This is a genomic window from Mycobacterium sp. MMS18-G62 (genome assembly GCF_053877835.1).
Window position 1 is genome coordinate 648,497 of the sequence record NZ_CM132662.1, and the last position, 18,520, is coordinate 667,016.

An 18,520-nucleotide genomic window follows, 5' to 3' on the forward strand; every position below is an offset into this window, starting at 1 on the left:
GCGCATCGTAGAGACCGCCAACGGCGCCGCATCGGCGGCATAGTTTACTAAGTTATCGTAGTAGCACGGCGGATCAATGGGGGCGTCAAGCCCGCATACACAAGGAGTGTTCGTGTCCGACATTTCGTCATTCGAAGCGATCGAGTTCGATGTCAGCGACCACATCGCCACGCTGACACTCAACAGGCCGGAGAAGATGAACTCGTTCAATCGACAGATGGCCGAGGAGGTTTCCTCGGCCTGGCGGCGGGTCCGTGAGGACGACGACATCCATGTGGCCGTCCTGCAGGCGAACGGTGACCGGGCCTTCTGTACGGGGCTCGACGTAGCAGAGGGGGTGTGGTGGTACCACCTGCCGGTCTTCAACCAGGAAGACCCCGGTGTGATGCTGGGGCCGAAGTCGCAATTGGTGTGGAAACCGGTCATCGCGGCGCTGCACGGCCTCGTCGCCGGCGGGGGGATGTACTTCGTCAACGAATGCGACTTCGCGATCTGCTCGGAGTCCGCCACTTTCTTCGACCCACACGCCAACGGCGGGGCCGTGTCTGCCCTCGAACCCATGGGCATGCTCGCCAGGGGAGTGCCCTACGGGGAAGTGATGAGGTGGGCGCTGCTCGGCAGCGAGGAACGCATCACCGCCCAGACCGCGCTGCGCATCGGCCTGGTGACCGAAATCGTGCCCGCCGATCAGCTTCGCACTCGGGCCGCTGAGCTGGCCGCCGAGATCGCCGCGCGACGACCGCAAGCCATTCAAGGTACGGTGCGGGCGATGTGGGAGGCCCGCGACCTGCCGCCTACCACCGCGCAGCGGCACGGACTCTCCTACACCCATATCGGCAACCCGGGCGCGAAAAACGATTCGCGAACGAACAAGCGTGCGCCACGATTGAGGTGAGCACGCCATCGACCGCCGCTGCGGCATCTTTCACCACAACGGCGTTGTCCGACTGAGTCATTCGCTCGTCGGGACCACCGCTCATGGCTACATCGACCACACCGGGCACATGTTTGATGCAACTCTCGACCTCGGCGGGATGTTTGATCATCTGCCGCTTGGCGCGACGTATGTGATCCACCCGTCGGGCTCGCGTCCGCCGAGACCACCGCTAAACGAAAGCCGTTGCAAGTCAACCGATTGCTGTCAAGGTATCCCGCGTCTGGCGGTCGCTATCTGTGCTCGCGTAATGCACTCGTGGCGCACCACGCTGGACGCGCTTAGAGCGGCGGACCGTCGAACCGCTCGCGGCTGGCGAATTCCGAGACCGGACGCCGCGTCAGCTTCGTCACCTGCTTGACGGGCTTGCCCAGCGGCAGCATGCATGCCACCGCGTAGTTGTCGGGGATGCCGAGCAGCTCGCGCACCCTCGGCTCCTGCGCCACCACCATGGTCGTCAGCACGCCGCCGTAGCCCTCGTTGCGCGCGGCCAGCAGGATGCTCCAGACGAACGGGTAGATCGACGCGCCGCTGATCACGCCGATGCGATCCAGGTGCTGATCGAATGCCGCCGCCACGCCGAGATCCAGGCACACCACGAGGACCACCTCGGCGCCCAGCAGTGTCCCGGTGACCATGCCGTCGGGGACCGGCGTCGCCTCGACGACCGCGGGGTCAATCCCGCAGGGCTGCAGGGGGTTCCACGGGTCTTCGCCGGCGGCGATCTGTGCGATGTACTGCCTGGCTCCGGGCTTGGACAGTTCGCCCAGCTTCTTGCGGGTTTCGACGTCACGCACCGCGATCACCCGCGTGCCCTGCCGGTTGCCGCCGCTCGGGGCGAAGCGCGCGTTGTCGAGGATGCGCTCGAGCACCTCGTCGGGCAGCGGCTCGCCGCTGAACTTGCGGGCTGCACCGGTCGTGCGCATGACGTCGTAAATCTCCATATCGACCAGCATGGCATTGGAAGGTGATGTGTATGGCTAAGACACACTTGAGTTGCCCCTGCGGCGAGGCGATTTCCGGCAGTGACGAGGACGATCTGGTCGAGAAGGCGCAGGCCCATCTCGCCGAGCAGCGCCCCGTCTCAGTCTCATGTACGTCTGCCTCTGTTCCACCGTGACCAGTGCTACGGCGCTCGAAGCGATCGACGAGGGCGCAACTTCGTCCAAGGAAGTGGCGCAAGCGTGCGGAGCGGACTCTGAATGCGGCCGCTGCCGTGCGACCGTTCGAGGGCTAATCGGCGGCCGGATTGCAGAACGGCGGTCTGCAGACGCAAAGCGCTCGCACAACGCACCCGTCAAACCTTATGTGCGGCCTCAATAATCGAACGAGACAGCCGATGGGTTGAGGGTAGCGTTGTCAACGATATAGTCAGCCGGCGAGCAGCAGCCCGGGGCCGCCCAGCGAGCACCGGCATGGCGATACATTGCCCGCGCCCGACAACTTCGATTGCCCGCCTCGTTCAAGCTTCGTCAGCCTCGGACCTCAACATCGCGATAGCTGACCGACCACTTCATCCCACGAGTGCGTGAGGTGATGGCAGCGCAGGCGCTCCGCCCAATGAGATGCTCTCGCCGCCTTGAGGTGCGACGCGCAGAGAATGATCGTCTGGCCACAACAGCGGGTCACCACTGAATAGCTGCCTGCGCGATCACAACTCTGGCTGGCCGTCGGCTGGGCGGCGTCTAGATAGACACCGAGAAAGTCGCAGTTCCGCTCGACACGGTGGCTGCTGATTGCCGCGCTCCTTCGGCGCGAGTTCAGCCACCGTCTCATTATTGACCGCACGCTCAGATCCGTCATAGCTCTTCGAAGCCCTCAACTCATGCCGCGAGGATCTTCCACACTGCACCCCTCACCTAAGGAGCGATTCAGCCCCCGCTCAGCGATCTGCCCAAGTGCCCGCCACGATTCTCCATTGCGCTTTGCGTTACCATATCATCTAATATTTACCTATTTAGGGTCTGTTGGTCGTACCGCATCTGCAGCGCGAGCGATCACAGTCGATCAAGGAAAGGGCATCGGCGATGGGCGCCTGCGGCGCGGTGTTGTTTGGCTATCGGTGGTGGTGTAGCACGTTTCTGGAACCCGTTGTGCACCAATGCCATCAACGGACCACTCGTAGGGATGCGGCCCGAATGCGCGGGCAGCTTCAGCATGTTCTATGCGCGGGCTCATGACTTCTTTCGACGTCGGCGTACTACTCCTGCGACTCGTGGTCGGTCTCACCATGGCTGCCCACGGCTACAACAAGTTCTTCGGCCAGGGTGGGTTGCAGGGAACGGCCAACTGGTTTGACAGCATGGGCATGAAGCCGGGCAAGTTCCACGCACGTATCGCGGCCACGACCGAGATGGCCGCCGGAGTCAGTCTGGCCGGTGGGCTGCTGACACCGATCCCCGCGGCTGGATTCGTGGCCCTGATGTTCGTCGCGGCCTGGACTGTCCACCGGCCCAACGGTTTCTTCATCGTGAAGGAAGGCTGGGAGTACAACCTCGTGCTCGCCTCCACTGCCGTAGCCATCGCCACCATTGGACCGGGTGACTTCAGCCTTGACTACACATTGTTCCACGCAACCGGCGTCTACAACTATCTGCACGGCTGGTGGGGCATGGTCATCTCACTCACCCTGGGCCTCGCGGGCGGCATCGGCCAACTGGCAATCTTTTGGCGCCCGCCGGCGTCGACCCCACTCTGAGTACCGCACACAAACCCGTGCTTGACCGAAAGCCGAACCCTTAGGTGGTATTCGGAGTCGGATTGCACCGCCGCGTCGGCACGGCGCTCGCACTGTGCGAGCGCCCATCGGCATTGCGTGACCGCGGACGGCCGCGTTCGACCTGTTGATCATCATCGGATCACTGATGTACGTCGCGCTACCTTCGGCGACGCCTCGAAGACGGCGTGCGATACCGCACACTCCTGCGGCCGAGCCGAGTCGTCGGCGATAGCAGCGGCCGAATAGTGAACACAAGTCCATGGAATCGATTGTGGCTGGCTGCTTCTCATCGACGATCGCGAGCACGGGTAGCCGCCACAACGCAGTTCCCTGACAGCCGATGGGGCCTGGACTACTTCTTGCCGTTGCGACTGCGCTGCTTGGCCTCGCGTCGGCGTTATAAATAGCTGGCAAAATCAGCGTATCGATGACTTGGCGTAGGAATCCGGCATCGAGCGTCAGCCCGGTGATCGCTCTCATTAGTCCCATCGCCGACATGACGTCGGCACCAATGACAAGTCCCGGTCGCCGATGTCACCGCGCTGTACTGCCTGAACCAAAATGGCGGTCACCACGCGGCGGCCTTTGCAGACCGGCGCCAGCGTCATCGTGTACGCCGCCGCGACCCTACAGCGCAACACAAGCCGAAACGTTAGTAACAACAGTAGGTTTCGCAACCACCCCGGATTGGCTCACCTAAGGGTTCTTCCCAACGACGTTTGGTTTCATGAGGACCCAGCTTCTGCCCCTTAGATCGGATCGAACTTCGTGATGAGCCAACGACCGTCGATCTTCTCCAAGGTCACCCGCACACTCGAGGCGGTGTCTGTCGGGGCAGATTGGCCAATCGTAGTGGTCTGGTCAACGAATACCAGTACCACGGCCTTGTTGGCATCGGCCGTTACCGACACCACCGCCGGGACCGACGCCACCGCGGAGATTTGCTTCTGCTTTGCGCCCGGGATCACAACGTCATTGATCAAGCCTGTGTACGACTCCTTGAAGTCACCAGCCAGCAGACCGCGTGCGTCGTTGAGTTGCCGTTCCACCGTGTCTGGCTTGTACGACAACATCGCCACGGTGCTGTCCTTGGCGGCCTGAACAGACTCCCTGCCAGCCTGATCGGCGGTGCGCGCCGAGTTGTCCACCCATTTGAGATATCCCGCGGCGAGCGCCAACAGCAAGGCGAGTGCCGGCAGCAGTCCGTATACGAAGATTCGCGACCAATTGACGTGCCGCTTGACCCTTTCGGGCGTCGACTCTTTCGAGGATTCCTCCGTAGACGTGCAGACTGCAGCGTCGGTCCCCTCGACGGCAATGGCGTCAGCGGAATCGCCGCTTGCGCCTACAGTCTGGTCGTGGGTCGTTTCTTCGGCCGGATCAATGGTCGCGGTTTCGGGTCCTTTTCCGGGACCCGGCCATCTGCGTCCCCTCACGGCACGAACTCCACATTCGAGACCTTGGCTTCGTCGTCGCCGGTCTTCTGCACCGAAATCCTCATCCGCCACGATCTCGGCTGCTGCTCCGGAGCGCCGGCGTTGGAGGTGTTAACGCTCACTGCCACCACCACTTGTGCTTCGTGGTCGGATGCGGACCCGACTCCCGCCTCGGTGATGTGGCCCGTGGACTTAGATTTCGCCTGTTTGACGACCTCGATGAACGGTGTCGCCCGCTTCTGGAAGTCGTCACGAAACGTTCGCGTCGATGAATCGACGACCCGCTGCACGTCCGCTTCGGCGTGCTCCCAGTCGATCGTCGTGAGGTTCAGCGCGCCCTGCCGACCCACCTCCAGGAATAAGTTGTGGAGGTTCTGGGCCTCCCGGGACTCATAAGTCCGGTAACCGAGCCACCCCGTCAATCCGCCGAGAGCCAACACCACCACCATGCCCGCCAAGGCGGCCATCCGTACATGCGACATCCGCGGCTTGGGCGCAGCGGGCTCGCCGGCCTCGGGGTCATCGGTAACGTCAGCGTCGCGGTCTGCTTCCGCGTTGTCGACCGCAATTTCGGCCGAGGTGTTGCCGGTCTCATCGGAGTCCTCGGAGGCATTTGCATCCGCCATTTCGTGACCCTCGGCCGCGATGCGGTCCTCCGACGTCGTTTCGCCGATCTCCGCCCCATTGATGGTTGTTTTATGGGCCATGCGATCCTTCTGCGGCCATCGGCCGGTTGGCCGGTACGGAGGAGCCTGAGCGCAATGTCAGCACTCTGCTCCTGAAGCGATATATAGTTTACTATTTGCATCATGTCGACCGACACCGCCTACTGCAGGCCCGATTTTCGGCTAGCTCCGTGTCCCTCAGCCGAATCACATGCCTTCTGGACCGGCGGTTCGCGTGGTCAACTGCTGATTTCGCGATGCCGCGCGTGCGGGCACTTCTATCATCCGCCGGGTCCGTCGTGCTGGCGCTGCCGCAGCACCGATGTCGGCGCTGAACCGGTGTCCGGACGGGCCACCGTGGCCGCGTACACCGTGAACCGTCAACCCTGGATTCCCGGTTTGAAGCCGCCTTACATCGTCGCCATGGTGGAACTCGAAGACGAGGCCGACGTGCGTCTCATCACCAACGTGGTCGACGTAACGCCCGACGACATCCACGTCGGCTTGCCGGTCGAGGTCTTCTTCGAAGATTGGACGGCCGTGGCGGGTGACGAAAACAGCCGCGTCTGGGTACCGCTATTCCGACTCCGGTCGAGTTGATCTCTGGGCCAATGCTTTTGCGATCACTCACAAGCGGATCGATGCGTGAACGCCCACGGTGCTTGTGGCCAACCCAACTCGTGGAGGGCATGCGGCTCGTTCACAGACACGAGCGATCACATCGAAATGACACTTTCGCGGCGATTTGTTGCAGCGACATCACGTGAGGACCTGAACCCGCCCTCATGCGCCTCCGTTGCTTAGCGCGTAGTCAAGGCTGCGGCCAGACGGCGCCACTGCTCGCGCGGAAACTCCGTTGGATCAGTTTTAAGGACTTGAAACGCAGACGTGGTCGGCGCCGGCCTGTCGATGCTCGTCAACCCTGCGGACGATGGCTTCTTCGTCGACCCAGGCGATGATCGCGTCGAACAGTGGGTCGCTAACAGATGCGAGGTCGTCGTCGGTGATGCCCCAGCGGCACTCCATACACCGACACCTGACAGGTCCGTGCGCGCATCCTTTCCGGTCACCGGCAATTGGTTGATCGATGGCTTATCAGCCCACGGCGGCGGCGCCAGGCCATCCCGACACCGGGTAGCGGCCTCTGCAAGGTGCTAGTCGTCTTCTGTAGATGCTGATGATTCGGCGCTATCTGCGGTTGCGGGGGCGCTGAAGCGGCGCAGTTGGTGTCCGCCATCACAAAGCGGTCGAGAGCGCCGCGCAGATTTTCGTAATCCTCGTGTAGTGCATACGTATCGAGCCATGCGGCGCACAGCAGTACGAGATGTGGACGCACCGGAACACCCTTGGCAGCAATGAGTTTGAGTAGTTGGCGAACTGCTTCGAACGTGTCGCCTGCGCCGATCGTAACGAAGGCATAATTGCGTTCACCGGTGTTCATCGCAGGCCTGGCAGCATCAACGAGCGCCCAAGCAAGGCGGGCTTCGTGTAGGTTTTGCACTGGAGTCACCGCCTGCCTGACACTTCACTTGGCGGTGTTTCTGACGCGACTCCCTCACGTGAGGGCCGCACTCTCACCAGTTCCCACGGACACACCATCCGAGGCGTACCGGTAGGTGTGGTGACCTGGACGAGCATGGTGCCGACATGGGTGACGGTGCCGACGCGCAGGCCTTCACGAACCTCGTCGCCGATATGAAATTGCATCTGTTGCCCTCCAGAACCTAACGCGTACTGCCCGAGACGCTGGTTGCCGTAGTGTTCTTCGCGGTCACCCGGACCGCGACTCCGGTTTCGTGGCGCATGCCAGCGGAGGGCATCTGTGCCGCGCGCCGTTCGACTTCGTATTCAATCGGGCCCGCACCAGCAATGACACCGGCGTCGTGGCGATGATCAGACAAGGAGCGGCATCGCCGAACACCGGTATCCGCGGGAGCGCCCGATATGTGCTTCACGTCAGCGATGTTTGATTTCGGCGACGAACCGGCGGCCGAGATTATCGACGACATCCCAGCAATACGGCCCGCGCAATTGCGTAACGCCCAGCGCATGGACAGTACGCCGTGCATCGACCTCCGCACCGATATCTGAGATACGTCGGCCGTCGCTAGTGACAACGATCCACATCGTTTGCCTACGTCGAATCGTTCCCGGTCGCCACGAGGGCGGTGGCCAGTTTCCCGATAACTACACACGCTGCGGTGTTCATCGCTGAACCTCCATTGCTCGAACGATGCTCCCCACCCTACCGCAGCAACAGCAATTCATCAAACTATTTATCTATTTATCCAAAGTGCGCAGGTCGTTGCCACGTAGTAGGTGATCATGAAAGCGCTGACCTTGCCATTTGGGCGGCCCTGCCGACTCCTCGCGAGTCGGGACCCAGGTCACGTATGCAAAGTCGTCTTACACGCCGATGAGCTGCCCCGGTCGCCACTATTGGACACGGCGGTTACCGGCTGCTCAGCAACATCGATCCAGCGACGGGTCCGCCGCCCACTCCGACGGCGACCACGTCCGGCGTCTTATGCGCCTGGCGGTCCCCGCCTTCGCCCCACATCTGCACGCATGCCTCATGCAGAAAGCCCAAGCCGTGCAGTCTTCCGCCCGACAATTGCCCACCGCTGGTGTTGATCGGCAGCTCGCCGTCCAGCGCGATGCGTTCGCCGCCTTCGATGAATTCTCCCACCGTGCCCTTTTCGCAGAAGCCGAGCGCTTCCAGCCACATCACGGTCAGGAACGAGAAGCCATCGTAGATCTGCGCCATGTCGACATCGCTTGGCGTCAATGTCGTGTGCTGCCAGAGTGATTCGGCCGAATCGTGGGCGGCCATCGTGGTAAGGTCGAAGCGCTGATCCCAGGTCGCGCGCTCGACCATGCCGGGCCCGACGGACTCCACCGTCAACGGATGGCGCCGCAGTCCCTTCGCGGCATCACGGCGCGAGACGATGACCGCGGTGGCTCCGTCGCAGGGGACGTCGCAGTCGTAAAGACACAGTGGTTCAGAGATCATGCGCGCGCTGAGATAGTCGTCCATGCTCATAGGTTCGCGGTATATGGCGTCAGGATTGCGTCCGGCGTTGCGGCGGGCGTTGATCGCGATCTCCCCGAGTTGTTCCCGGGTCATCCCGTAGTCGTGCATGTATCGCTGAGCCGGCATGGCGAGCCAGTTCGCCGCCGACAAAGCTCCAAACGGCGCCATCCACTCCAGGTGGGCGGGCAGCTTGCCGCCGCCGAACAGCACCGACGCCCTGCCGCCGCCCTGCTGCTGCGCCGCGGTTGACTCCCACACCGACCTGAACACCACAACGTGGTTGGCCAACCCCAGCGTGACGGCCATACACGCCTCGATCGCCGGGCCGATCTGTCCAGCGGTTTCGATCCCCGACATGTACCAGCGACTCCGCAGCCCAAGCGCGTTGCGCACGTCGTGGATACTGGCACCGGAAAACCCTGGATCAGCAACTCCCGGTCCGGGATAGCTGGCGATCCCGTCGACATCGTCGATGTCCAGGCCGGCGTCGGCGATCGCGCGCAGCACCGCCTCCAGCGTCAAGTCCAGTCCGGTGCGGCCCACCCTACGGCCGACCTGCGACTTGCCCGCTCCGGTGAGGACCGCTTTGCCGCCGAATGGGCCACCGCGCATCAGAACACGTACCTGGCGAGCAATTCGGCGACGGCGGCGGGCTTCTCCGGTCTGTCGACCTCGACGGTGTGCCGGACGGTGACGGTGACGGTGACGGCGTCCTCACCGGCTCTGACCGCGTCGGCGAGCCCCGAAGGCACAGGCGTCAGGAACCAGACCTTATTCAGCCTCTCGGCGTTCTCCGCGTCGACCGATCCGATCGTCTTCATTTCACTCCCGTCAGACCCCTGATACAGATATCTATTTAACGGTATACTCTGGGCGCGAACCAGGAGGTCCAATCGGGGGCCCGTCCGACTACTTTTCGGGAGACACATGACGCCGACGACGTCGCGCGCAGCCATCGTAGCCGCCGCCCGCACCGCTATCGGTACCGCCCGCAAAGGGACGCTCGTGCACATGCCTGCCGTTGAGCTGGCTAAACCGGTAGTCGCCGCGGCCATCGAACGATCAGGACTTGATGCCGCCGAGTTCGACGACCTGGTGCTTGCCGAGAGCCTGCAGGGCGGCGGTGACAGCGCGCGCTACGTCGCCCTCGATCTGGGCCTGACCGGCATTCCGGGGATGGCCGTCAACCGGCAATGCGCCTCGAGCCTCTCCGCCATCGCGGTGGCAGCAGGGCAGATCTCCGCGGGAATGAGTCGAGCGATCCTGGCCGGCGGGATGGAGTCGTTATCGACATCACCGCTGCTGCGCAAACGCAAGCCGTTCACCACCGGTAAGTCGCCGGAGGACTACGAGGACCCCTGGTATCCGCTGTCACACCCGCCGACAGCGGATGCGCCGGCCCTCGACATGTCGATTACGGTGGCGCACAACTGCGCAGTCCAGTACGGCCTCTCGCGCGAGGACCAAGACGCGTGGGCGCTACGCAGCCACCAGCGCGCGGTGAAGGCGATCGACGCCGGGTCCTTCGTCGACGAGATCGTGCCACTGCAGGTGCCGCAGGCCGATGGATCGACGGTCACCTTCGCCGAGGACGAGCACCCGCGCCGCGGCGCCACTCTGGAGACTCTGTCCGGGCTGAAGGTGCTGCATCCCGAGATCGAGGGATTCACGGTGACTGCAGGGAATTCGTCGGGGATCAATGACGCCGCCGCGGTGGTGGCACTGGCCAGGTCGGACACTGACAAGGACGTGCTGGCCGACGTGCTGGCGTGGAGTTCGGTGGGTGTGCCGCCGAATCGCACGGGGAGCGGGCCGATCTCGGCCATCCCGAAAGCGCTGGAGTTGGCCGGCCGCAAACTCGAGGATGTGGCGCTATTCGAGATCAACGAGGCGTTCGCCGCCCAGGCGGTGGCGTGCGCACGCGAACTCGGCCTCAATGAAGACATCGTCAACGTGTACGGATCCGGTATCAGCCTGGGTCATCCGATCGCCGCGACCGGCGCGCGGATGGTGACGTCGGCCATCTACGAACTACGTCGCCGCGGCGGCGGCATCGGCGTGCTGTCGATGTGCGCAGGCGGCGGAATGGGAGCGGCAATGGTTATCGAGGTGGCGTGACATGACTCAACTCATCGCAGACAATCTGTTCCGGCTCGACGGCGATCGCGCCGTGCTGTTGGGGTCGCGGCGCCGGTCGACGGGTGTGGTGAAATTCCCGGCCGAGCGGTCGGAGCTGTTCGACGCCAATCCTGAGGTTCAAGCAGACATCGAGCCGCTCGAGTTACCCACGGAAGGAACGCTTTTCACGTTCACCACTCAGCAGTTCCCCCCGCCCCTGCCGTACCAGGGTCACCGCTCGCCGGAGGCATTCCGGCCATACATCGTTGGGTACATCCAGCTCGGAGAGCGCGTCCTCGTCGAATCACTGATCATCGGTGCTGACGCGGCGGAACTGCGCATCGGTCAGCCGATGGTGAGCGCCACGACCACCGTGGAGACGGAGTCCGGCGAGTCGTTGCTCACGTACGCGTTTCGTCCGGCGTAGCGGCCACGGCCGCGATCGTCTCGGCCCCGGCTAGTTCTTCGCAGTGCGTTCAGACTCTCGCACACCTTCAATTCGGCGACCAATCCACTATGCCGGGTACCGGCAGGAATTCCGCCGGCGTGCCGGACAAGGATGAAGCAGCGCCCTCAGGACTCGGCGCTCGATCGTCAGCTCGCAGTGCCGAAAAGCTTGAGCCGCGACCGCACCCGGCGCTCGAGGAAGTCATCGAGCACGACTTCGAAGACCGCATTGTCGTCACCGGCCACCATGTGGTGCGCACCGGTAACCGACGCGAACTCGGCGTGCGGCACCAACTCCAGGAAACGCACCGCGTCGCCGACGCTGAGCACATCGGACTCGCCGCCGCGCACCAGCAGCGTGGGCAACCGGAGATCCCGTGCCGCAGCACCCAGCCGGGCGGGGTCGATGAGCTGATCGCGCTGCACGGCCTGATCGGTCGGTGACGCCATAAACGCGGGGTCCCAGTGCCAGAACCACCGGCCGTCGCGGAAGCGCAGGTTCTTCTTCAGCCCCTCGAGGTTGCGCGGCCGCGGCCGGTGCGGGACATAGGCCGCGACGGCATCGGCGGCCTCCTCCAGCGTCCCGAACCCAGACTCGGCGTGCGACACCATGAAGTCGCGGATCCGGCTTGTCCCCGCCGGTTGCAGGAACGGCGACACGTCCACCAGGACTAGGCCGAGCGCGAGATCGGGCCGGACCCCGATCGCCGCCAATGAGGCGTTGCCGCCGAGCGAGGCACCCACATAGACCGGTGGGCGGCCGAGGAAATCGGCCACCCGGGTGACATCGTTGGCGAACCGGTCCAGCCCGTAGTAGCCGTCGGGTGACCAGCTGCTGTCGCCGTGCCCCCGCAAGTCGACCGTGAGGGCATACCAGCCTTGGGCGCCGAGATCGGCAGCGGTCGAACCCCAGGAATGTCTGGTCTGACCGCCACCGTGCAGCAGCACCACGGGCGGATCCGACGGATCACCGTAAGCATCGGCGACCATCGTGACGTCACCCGCTGGAATCTTCAGCATCGCGTCTAGTTCCCGGCCTCGGGTGGCACTCTGGTCGCTCCTCAACTTGTCGCCGAGTGTTACGCCACCGCGAAAAACGCAGCAGATTCTCGCAATACGTTCACAGTGGGTACCTATCGTGACCCATGCTCAGTCGCTGGCCGGCAGCGGCTTGGCCTCTTTGAGTGAAAGCGGCGTCGCGCCGATGCTGAGCGTGCCGACGCCGGCCTTGGTGACCAGCACCTCGGCGCCGCCATCGTCGACGTAGCGCTTACCCATCGTGCTCCCGCCAGCCAGTGCAGGATCGAGGTCCGCGTGCGGTGACTTCTCGGCATCGAGTGTCACCATCGGCTCACCGCCGCAGCGCAGGTCGTCGAGGCTATCGGTGGCCCGCACGACGATCACCTGGGTGTCACAGACCTGGCTCTGCAGGCGGGTTCCGTTCTTGATCATGTTGTACTCCTGAGGTTTTCGGCCAGTTCTCGGATGATTTCGCGGCGTAACACCTTGCCAGTGTCAGTGGTCGGCAGCTGATTGACGATCTCGATGCGGTCCGGGGTGCGCGAACCGCGTAATGCCTTGTGCGCAAACGCCCGCAGGTCATCGGTCTCGAGCGCGGATAACGGCTCGGGCACCACCACGGCGACGATGATCTGCCCCCACTGCGGATCGTCGAGCCCGACGGCAACCACCTCACGTACGGCGGGATGCTCAATCAGGACATCCTCGATCTCGGCGGGGGCGATGTTCTCGCCACCCCGGATGATCGTGTCATCGGAACGCCCACCGATAAACAGGTAACCATCGTCGTCGACCATCGCGAGATCCCTTGTGGGAAACCAACCCTCGGCATCAAGAACCGATCCGAGTGCGGTGTAGCGCCCCGATACCTGCGGTCCCCGCACGAAGAGCTCACCGGTCTCGCCGGGTCCCAGTACGGCGCCGTCCTCGGAACGGATCTGAACCTCGATGCCGGGCACCGGCTGACCCACCGAACCGAGCCGACGCGCGGCCGCCGCATCGTCGGCGGCGTATGCCGCTCGATGGTCCTCAGGGGTTAGCACTGCGATCGTCGAGCTTGTCTCGGTCAACCCGTAGGCGTTGACCAGCCCGACCTCCGGAAGCAACTCCATCGTCTTGCGCACCAGCGGCAGGCCGACCTTCGACCCGCCGTACGCCAGGTTGCGCAGCGTCGGCAAGTCGGTCGGCGCGGACTGCAACTCCGCGATGATGCGGTCCAGCATGGTTGGTACGACGGTCGCCGTCGTCACCTTCTCCTCACGAACCAGCCGGACCCACTCCCGCGGATCGAACCTGGGTAGGTACACGATTTTTCGGCCTGCGTAGAGATTCGACAGCGCTGCGCCGACGCCGGCGATGTGATAGGGCGGGACGCACACCAGCGCCGCGTCCTCGGCATCGGCGCAAGCGAACTCAACCGTGGCCGTGACGTAACTCGTCAGGTTGTTGTGGGTCAGTTCGACGGCCTTGGGGCGTGACGTCGTGCCGGACGTGAACAGCACGATGGCGACGTCGTCGGGATCGGCAAAGTGCTCCACGGGATCGGCCGCATGGGCGGCGGCGAGGAACTCCCCGGAGCGCATGACTTGCCTGCCCGCGCCGGCGACCACGTCGACGTAGTCGTCGTCGGCGACCACTAGCGCCGACGGCAGCCGGTCGAGGAGTTGGCGCAAACCCTCGGTACTGAGCCGATAGTTCAACGGGGTGAACGGCACCGCCGCCCGCGCCGCGGCGAGAATCAGCGCCGGCAGCATCGTTCCGCCTGTCCCGACGTAGGCCACATGCTGCCCGCCGGAATCCGCAACGACCGCGGCTCCCCCACTGGCCAGCGCACTCAGTTCGGTGGTGGTCAGCCGGCTCTCGCCGTCGATCACCGCCGGCCGATCGGGGTCGCTCGAGACTGCCATCTCGAGCAGTAGTGCAATACTCAACGCCTCACCCCTTCGATAATTAGATATATAGTTATATCCTTAGCAGCTGGCCGGAGTCCACTTGACCTAAGGAAACCCATGAGCACACCGGACATCGCGATCATCGGCGTCGGAATCCACCCGTTCGGGCGGTATCAGGATCGCTCGGCACTTGAGATGGGCGCAGTTGCGATCGGCCGTGCGCTCAAGGATGCCGGGGTGCACTGGTCAGACGTCGGCAGCCTCTACGCGGGCAGCCTGGAGGTGGCCAACCCGGAGGCCGTGACCGGTCTCGCCGGGATGACTGGTATCCCTGCGCGAGCGACACTGAGCGGGTGCGCGACGGGCAACTCGCTACTCACCCTCGCCGCGCGCGACGTTCAGTTGGGCGAGGCCGAGATCGCGGTCGGCGTCGGTCTCGACAAACATCCGCGGGGCGCATTCGGCGGCGACCCCGCAAACACCGGGCTGCCGCAGTGGTACGGCCATCAGGGCCTGTTTCTGACCACTCACTACTTCGGCACCAAGATCATGCGCTACATGTACGACCACAACATCAGCGACGAGACGCTGGCCCGCGTCGCGGCCAAGAACCTCGCCAACGGCGCCGTGACCGATCATGCATGGCGCCGCAAGGCCATGAGCGTGGAGACCATTCTAGGCTCGCCGGTCGTCAACGCGCCCCTGCGCCAGTTCATGTACTGCAATCCGAACGAGGGCGCCGCGGCAGTCGTTGTGTGTCGGGCCGACGTCGCCAAGAAGTACACCGATACCCCGATCTACCTGCGGGCATCCGCGCAGCGCAGCCGTCGCGAGGGTGCCTACGAGCTGCTACGCACGTCGATCGAATTGCCGATCGTTCCGGGAACCACCGCCGAAGCTGCGAAGGCCGCGTACGAGCAGGCCGGGATCGGACCCGAGGACATCGACGTCGCGCAGCTTCAGGACACCGACGCCGGGTCCGAGGTCATCCACATGGCCGAAACCGGGCTCTGCAAGGACGGCGAGCAGGAGGGGCTACTGCACGACGGCGCTACTGAGATCGGTGGGCGGCTTCCGATCAACACCGATGGCGGCCTGCTGGCCAACGGCGAGCCGGTCGGCGCGTCCGGCCTACGCCAGGTTTACGAACTGGTCCACCAGCTACGGGGCACGGCGGGCGACCGTCAGGTGCCCAACGATCCGCGCGTCGCGCTGGCCCAGCTCTACGGCTCACCCGGGACCGCCGCAGTCGCCATCCTGTCGAAATAACTGGGCTGAAGAGACAAGCTGGCCCGAGCGCCTGGTCGGGGTCGACCAGTTCCCCCATGACCGGATTGGGGAAAGTGGCCAAATCCGAACTTGCAGCACGGATTTCAGGAGGAACTCGGTGACCACGCTGAACGATGACGAGCGCAGACACCTCGCCCAGTCCGTGCGTGCAGCGTGTGAGCGACTCTCGCCGGAGAGCCGGGTGCGTGCTGTCGCGTATGACGGACGTGAACAGCATCGCGGCTTCGACGCGCAACTCTGGAAAGTTCTGTGCAGCCAGGTCGGGGTCGCCTCGATCGGGCTTCCCGAGCGATTCGGCGGCGACGGCTACGGCGCGACCGCGATGGGCGTCGTTGCCCATGAACTCGGGCGCTCGCTGGCGTCCGTGCCGTTCGTCGCGTCCGCGGTGCTGGCCACCAGTCTCCTGCTGGCCGTCGACGACCCGGATGCCGATGAACGGCTGTCGGCGCTGATCGAGGGGAAACGCACCGCCGCCGCCGCACTCAGCAGAGACTGCGGCCTGTGGCAGCGCGACCGTGTGTCCGTGTCGGCCACGTACGCGACCTCATCGTGGACGCTCAACGGCGTTGTACGCCATGTCCTTCACGGCGGTTCGGCCGATGACCTGATCGTCGTGGCCCGCGCCGGCGGCGAACTCGCACTATTCGTCCTCGACGCGACGACCCAAGGGGTGGCGATTGCCGAGGAGAGTGTGCTCGACGGCACCCGGCAGATGGCGACCATCACCTTCACCTCAGCACCTGCCGCCCGCCTGTCCAGCGGCACCTCGGTTGAGGACGTCGTTTCGGGGAGCGTCGACCTAGCGATGGCGGTGTTGTCGGCCGAGCAGGTCGGCGCCTGTGAGCGCGTGTTGGAGATCGCGACCGACTACGCCCGCACCCGGGAGCAGTTCAACCGCCCCATCGGCAGTTTTCAGGCGATCAAGCACAAATGCGCCGATATGCTGTTGGACCTCGAGTGGGCGAGGTCTGCGTCGCAGGGCGCGCTGGACGCCAATGACGTCGGCCCGGCCGACGAATCCGCCTGGCGGGCAAGCATGGCAAAGGCGGTCTGCTCGGAATCGCTCCGTAACGCCGCGCATGCGAACGTGCAGATACACGGTGGCATCGGATTTACGTGGGAGGACTCTGCGCATCTTTACCTGCGTCGGGCCCGTACCGACGAGGTGCTGTTCGGCAGGCCCGCCGAGCACTGGGAACGACTAAGGGCTGAAGCCAACATCGTCTGACGCTCTGCCATCCCAGAGCATCCGCGCTTCGGCCCACGACGTTGCGGACCGCAGTCGGTGTTGAACGCCGTCAGGTCGGCTCGGTCTCGAACTTCATGCTCAGCGCACGGCTTATCACTAGCAACATCAAATCCGCTGTGTCGTAGTCAGATTCGGCCGTGCGCCTGGAACTCGTCAACTCGGTCAACCGGCCAAGCACCGCAAGAAAGATCGCCGCGCCCACGCGAAGGTCTATTTCTTCGGGCAATCCCGAACGGTTGAGTAGAGCTGTGGCCGCTTCTTGGAAAGGCCCGAGTCCGGCAGTGATGGCGTCAGCCAATTGCCCATTCAGGCCACCGTCGTACCAGGTTTGGGTGACGCTTCCATACCTACGATGGAAGCCAACGTAGCGTCTGAGCCACGCGTGCAAGGAATTTCGGCTGACGCGCCGATCGGCAAGTTCATGCAAGTCAGTGGCGAGGGCAACGCCCTCAGCGAGGGCACGCTGCGTAAGTTCAGAAAGGATCGCAACCTTCGTGCGGAAGTGGCGGTACAAGGTTGCCCGGCTGACGCCGGCCGCGGCGCCGATGTCATCCATTGCCACCGCGTAATACCCGTGTTCGGCGAAAAGCGACGCGGCGGCAGCGACGATGTCGGAGCGGATTGGCGAGGAGGGTGCCGGCGATGGAACGGATGGCACTGCACGGGGCGCATACGTCGACGCCGGCAGCGGATCAGTTGGCACTCTGATGAGGTCGCGCACCGCAGGCGGCGTGCCGGGAAACAGCAGCAACTGTAGCGCTACAGTCAAGGACGCCGTCACGGCGTGTGCGTCGGGTAGATCCCACATACCGCGGTACCGATAGAAGTTGACCATATGCGCGATGCGGACTACCGCAGCGGCGGCGTCCTCGGGCGCGATCCCTTCCACTCCCGCCTGCCGAGTCCGGTCCGTCACCGATTTCAGGTACCCATCCGACACCGAATCAGGCGCCGCGGCAATACTCGTCGAGAATCCGAGCCCCGGAAAAGCAAGCAGTACAACCGCGTTCTCGTCGTAAAGCGTCGTCCACTGGTCGAGCCACTGGTACAGGTTCTGGATTCCGGCGGCATCGGGACCGAGGGGGCCAAGGCGGGCTGCATGCTCGAGCACCTCCGGAACGCACTGTGCGGCGAGTTCCCGGTAGATGTCGTCTTTGTCTTGGAAATACTGGTACACCGTCGCCCGAGACGCGCCCGCCGCCTTGGCAATGGCATCAATAGACGTGCCATGAAAGCCGCGGTCGAGAAACAGCCGGGCCCCGCTGTGCAGGATGGACTCTCGGGTGTGCAGACCACGGCGTCCCAGCTCGACACTTGTGGGTGCATATCCGGCGCGGCGGACCTTCTGCGACTTCACCATGATGTTCACATCATGAACGAGTTCCACACGAGGCGCGTTTATTCTGCTTCGACGTCCGGCCCGGGCAAGTTGCGCCGCGCCTTCCCCGCGTAACCGAAGAAGCGCTCGAAGTTGGCGTCGTTGATGGGTTGCGCAGCATTGCGTCGCGCCGCCGCGCGTAATGCCTCGAGCCGATGCCGGGCGGTGGCCAAATCAGCCGCGGACCCGTGATCGGCGAGCTCAGCGACCTTGCGCTCGGCGGTGACAATCTCGATGCGGAGGCGCTCGCCCGCCTCGCCGAAAGTCAGAAGATCATGGTCGTCCTCGTCACTTTTTCCTCTTTCCGTTGGCAGTGCCGCGGGATCTGACATCGACGT

At 64.0% G+C, this 18,520-nt stretch carries 19 protein-coding genes and 1 pseudogene; 8 read left to right on the forward strand and 12 right to left on the reverse strand.

Translation table 11 applies throughout. The annotated features are described in order from the left end of the window. Positions 1-121: 121 nt before the first annotated feature. On the forward strand, positions 122-895 hold the full coding sequence (locus ACWW36_RS03170) for an enoyl-CoA hydratase/isomerase family protein (protein WP_456142345.1): 774 nt from the start codon (positions 122-124) through the stop codon (positions 893-895). A 320-nt stretch (positions 896-1,215) separates the two neighbouring features. On the opposite strand, the gene ACWW36_RS03175 is transcribed toward ACWW36_RS03170, so the two are convergent. After that, positions 1,216-1,878: a nitroreductase family protein gene (locus ACWW36_RS03175; protein WP_456142346.1), complete on the reverse strand. Its 663-nt coding sequence runs from the start codon at positions 1,876-1,878 to the stop codon at positions 1,216-1,218. A 148-nt stretch (positions 1,879-2,026) separates the two neighbouring features. Between ACWW36_RS03175 and ACWW36_RS03180 the strand changes: the two genes are divergently transcribed. Together ACWW36_RS03180 and ACWW36_RS03185 are read left to right on the forward strand one after the other, a co-directional pair. Continuing rightward, positions 2,027-2,257, forward strand: coding sequence for a (2Fe-2S)-binding protein (locus ACWW36_RS03180; protein WP_456140160.1), 231 nt, complete (start codon positions 2,027-2,029; stop codon positions 2,255-2,257). An 853-nt stretch (positions 2,258-3,110) separates the two neighbouring features. Continuing rightward, positions 3,111-3,632 (forward strand): DoxX family protein, encoded by a 522-nt coding sequence (locus ACWW36_RS03185; RefSeq protein ID WP_456140161.1) that lies wholly within the window; start codon positions 3,111-3,113, stop codon positions 3,630-3,632. A gap of 770 nt (positions 3,633-4,402) precedes the next feature. Here ACWW36_RS03185 and ACWW36_RS03190 read toward each other — a convergent pair. Beyond that, on the reverse strand, positions 4,403-5,089 hold the full coding sequence (locus tag ACWW36_RS03190) for a hypothetical protein (RefSeq protein WP_456140162.1): 687 nt from the start codon (positions 5,087-5,089) through the stop codon (positions 4,403-4,405). After that, complete coding sequence (locus ACWW36_RS03195; RefSeq protein ID WP_456140163.1) at positions 5,086-5,796, reverse strand: Mce protein; 711 nt, start codon at positions 5,794-5,796, stop codon at positions 5,086-5,088. The genes ACWW36_RS03190 and ACWW36_RS03195 overlap by 4 nt, the downstream gene beginning before the upstream one ends. 102 nt (positions 5,797-5,898) lie before the next feature. On the opposite strand from ACWW36_RS03195, the gene ACWW36_RS03200 reads away from it, so the two are divergent. Next, the gene (locus tag ACWW36_RS03200) at positions 5,899-6,354 is read left to right on the forward strand and encodes a Zn-ribbon domain-containing OB-fold protein (RefSeq protein WP_456140164.1); all 456 of its coding nucleotides are present in this window, start codon (positions 5,899-5,901) and stop codon (positions 6,352-6,354) included. Positions 6,355-6,554: 200 nt separating this feature from the next. On the opposite strand, the pseudogene ACWW36_RS03205 reads toward ACWW36_RS03200, so the two are convergent. The 4 genes and pseudogenes from ACWW36_RS03205 to ACWW36_RS03220 all read right to left on the reverse strand — a co-directional run. Continuing rightward, positions 6,555-6,771: pseudogene (locus ACWW36_RS03205) on the reverse strand (LLM class F420-dependent oxidoreductase); the annotation flags it as partial. A gap of 49 nt (positions 6,772-6,820) precedes the next feature. Then, the gene (locus ACWW36_RS03210) at positions 6,821-7,195 is read right to left on the reverse strand and encodes a hypothetical protein (RefSeq protein WP_456140165.1); all 375 of its coding nucleotides are present in this window, start codon (positions 7,193-7,195) and stop codon (positions 6,821-6,823) included. A gap of 1,011 nt (positions 7,196-8,206) precedes the next feature. Beyond that, complete coding sequence (locus tag ACWW36_RS03215; protein WP_456140166.1) at positions 8,207-9,400, reverse strand: thiolase family protein; 1,194 nt, start codon at positions 9,398-9,400, stop codon at positions 8,207-8,209. Further along, a complete protein-coding gene (locus tag ACWW36_RS03220) occupies positions 9,400-9,609 on the reverse strand; it encodes a hypothetical protein (protein WP_456140167.1) in 210 nt (69 codons plus the stop codon). The genes ACWW36_RS03215 and ACWW36_RS03220 overlap by 1 nt, the downstream gene beginning before the upstream one ends. Before the next feature lie 106 nt (positions 9,610-9,715). Here ACWW36_RS03220 and ACWW36_RS03225 point away from each other — a divergent pair, with 106 nt between their 5' ends. Beyond that, positions 9,716-10,906 (forward strand): thiolase family protein, encoded by a 1,191-nt coding sequence (locus ACWW36_RS03225; protein WP_456140168.1) that lies wholly within the window; start codon positions 9,716-9,718, stop codon positions 10,904-10,906. Between the two features lies 1 nt (position 10,907). After that, the gene (locus ACWW36_RS03230) at positions 10,908-11,333 is read left to right on the forward strand and encodes a Zn-ribbon domain-containing OB-fold protein (RefSeq protein WP_456140169.1); all 426 of its coding nucleotides are present in this window, start codon (positions 10,908-10,910) and stop codon (positions 11,331-11,333) included. A gap of 167 nt (positions 11,334-11,500) precedes the next feature. Here the strand turns inward: ACWW36_RS03230 and ACWW36_RS03235 are convergent, their stop codons facing one another. The 3 genes from ACWW36_RS03235 to ACWW36_RS03245 all read right to left on the reverse strand — a co-directional run bounded on the left by ACWW36_RS03235 (position 11,501) and on the right by ACWW36_RS03245 (position 14,304). Continuing rightward, a complete protein-coding gene (locus ACWW36_RS03235; RefSeq protein ID WP_456140170.1) occupies positions 11,501-12,373 on the reverse strand; it encodes an alpha/beta fold hydrolase in 873 nt (290 codons plus the stop codon). Positions 12,374-12,502: 129 nt separating this feature from the next. Then, positions 12,503-12,805: a hypothetical protein gene (locus ACWW36_RS03240; RefSeq protein WP_456140171.1), complete on the reverse strand. Its 303-nt coding sequence runs from the start codon at positions 12,803-12,805 to the stop codon at positions 12,503-12,505. After that, the gene (locus ACWW36_RS03245; RefSeq protein WP_456140172.1) at positions 12,802-14,304 is read right to left on the reverse strand and encodes a class I adenylate-forming enzyme family protein; all 1,503 of its coding nucleotides are present in this window, start codon (positions 14,302-14,304) and stop codon (positions 12,802-12,804) included. The genes ACWW36_RS03240 and ACWW36_RS03245 overlap by 4 nt, the downstream gene beginning before the upstream one ends. Before the next feature lie 78 nt (positions 14,305-14,382). On the opposite strand from ACWW36_RS03245, the gene ACWW36_RS03250 reads away from it, so the two are divergent. Continuing rightward, a complete protein-coding gene (locus ACWW36_RS03250) occupies positions 14,383-15,534 on the forward strand; it encodes a thiolase family protein (protein WP_456140173.1) in 1,152 nt (383 codons plus the stop codon). A 118-nt stretch (positions 15,535-15,652) separates the two neighbouring features. Next, positions 15,653-16,783, forward strand: coding sequence for an acyl-CoA dehydrogenase family protein (locus tag ACWW36_RS03255; RefSeq protein ID WP_456140174.1), 1,131 nt, complete (start codon positions 15,653-15,655; stop codon positions 16,781-16,783). Between the two features lie 70 nt (positions 16,784-16,853). Here ACWW36_RS03255 and ACWW36_RS03260 read toward each other — a convergent pair whose 3' ends face one another. Then, a complete protein-coding gene (locus ACWW36_RS03260) occupies positions 16,854-18,191 on the reverse strand; it encodes a TetR/AcrR family transcriptional regulator (protein WP_456140175.1) in 1,338 nt (445 codons plus the stop codon). A gap of 11 nt (positions 18,192-18,202) precedes the next feature. Then, on the reverse strand, positions 18,203-18,514 hold the full coding sequence (locus ACWW36_RS03265; protein WP_456140176.1) for an acyl-CoA synthetase: 312 nt from the start codon (positions 18,512-18,514) through the stop codon (positions 18,203-18,205). Positions 18,515-18,520 lie beyond the last annotated feature (6 nt).

Bases quoted from the DNA above. Each gene is read 5' to 3' on its own strand.
- ACWW36_RS03175 (WP_456142346.1), bottom strand. From the start codon at position 1,878: ATGGAGATTTACGACGTCATGCGCACGACCGGTGCAGCCCGCAAGTTC.
- ACWW36_RS03180 (WP_456140160.1), top strand. From the start codon at position 2,027: ATGTACGTCTGCCTCTGTTCCACCGTGACCAGTGCTACGGCGCTCGAA.
- ACWW36_RS03185 (WP_456140161.1), top strand. From the start codon at position 3,111: ATGACTTCTTTCGACGTCGGCGTACTACTCCTGCGACTCGTGGTCGGT.
- ACWW36_RS03195 (WP_456140163.1), bottom strand. From the start codon at position 5,796: ATGGCCCATAAAACAACCATCAATGGGGCGGAGATCGGCGAAACGACG.
- ACWW36_RS03200 (WP_456140164.1), top strand. From the start codon at position 5,899: ATGTCGACCGACACCGCCTACTGCAGGCCCGATTTTCGGCTAGCTCCG.
- ACWW36_RS03210 (WP_456140165.1), bottom strand. From the start codon at position 7,195: ATGAACACCGGTGAACGCAATTATGCCTTCGTTACGATCGGCGCAGGC.
- ACWW36_RS03215 (WP_456140166.1), bottom strand. From the start codon at position 9,400: ATGCGCGGTGGCCCATTCGGCGGCAAAGCGGTCCTCACCGGAGCGGGC.
- ACWW36_RS03220 (WP_456140167.1), bottom strand. From the start codon at position 9,609: ATGAAGACGATCGGATCGGTCGACGCGGAGAACGCCGAGAGGCTGAAT.
- ACWW36_RS03225 (WP_456140168.1), top strand. From the start codon at position 9,716: ATGACGCCGACGACGTCGCGCGCAGCCATCGTAGCCGCCGCCCGCACC.
- ACWW36_RS03230 (WP_456140169.1), top strand. From the start codon at position 10,908: ATGACTCAACTCATCGCAGACAATCTGTTCCGGCTCGACGGCGATCGC.
- ACWW36_RS03235 (WP_456140170.1), bottom strand. From the start codon at position 12,373: ATGCTGAAGATTCCAGCGGGTGACGTCACGATGGTCGCCGATGCTTAC.
- ACWW36_RS03240 (WP_456140171.1), bottom strand. From the start codon at position 12,805: ATGATCAAGAACGGAACCCGCCTGCAGAGCCAGGTCTGTGACACCCAG.
- ACWW36_RS03250 (WP_456140173.1), top strand. From the start codon at position 14,383: ATGAGCACACCGGACATCGCGATCATCGGCGTCGGAATCCACCCGTTC.
- ACWW36_RS03265 (WP_456140176.1), bottom strand. From the start codon at position 18,514: ATGTCAGATCCCGCGGCACTGCCAACGGAAAGAGGAAAAAGTGACGAG.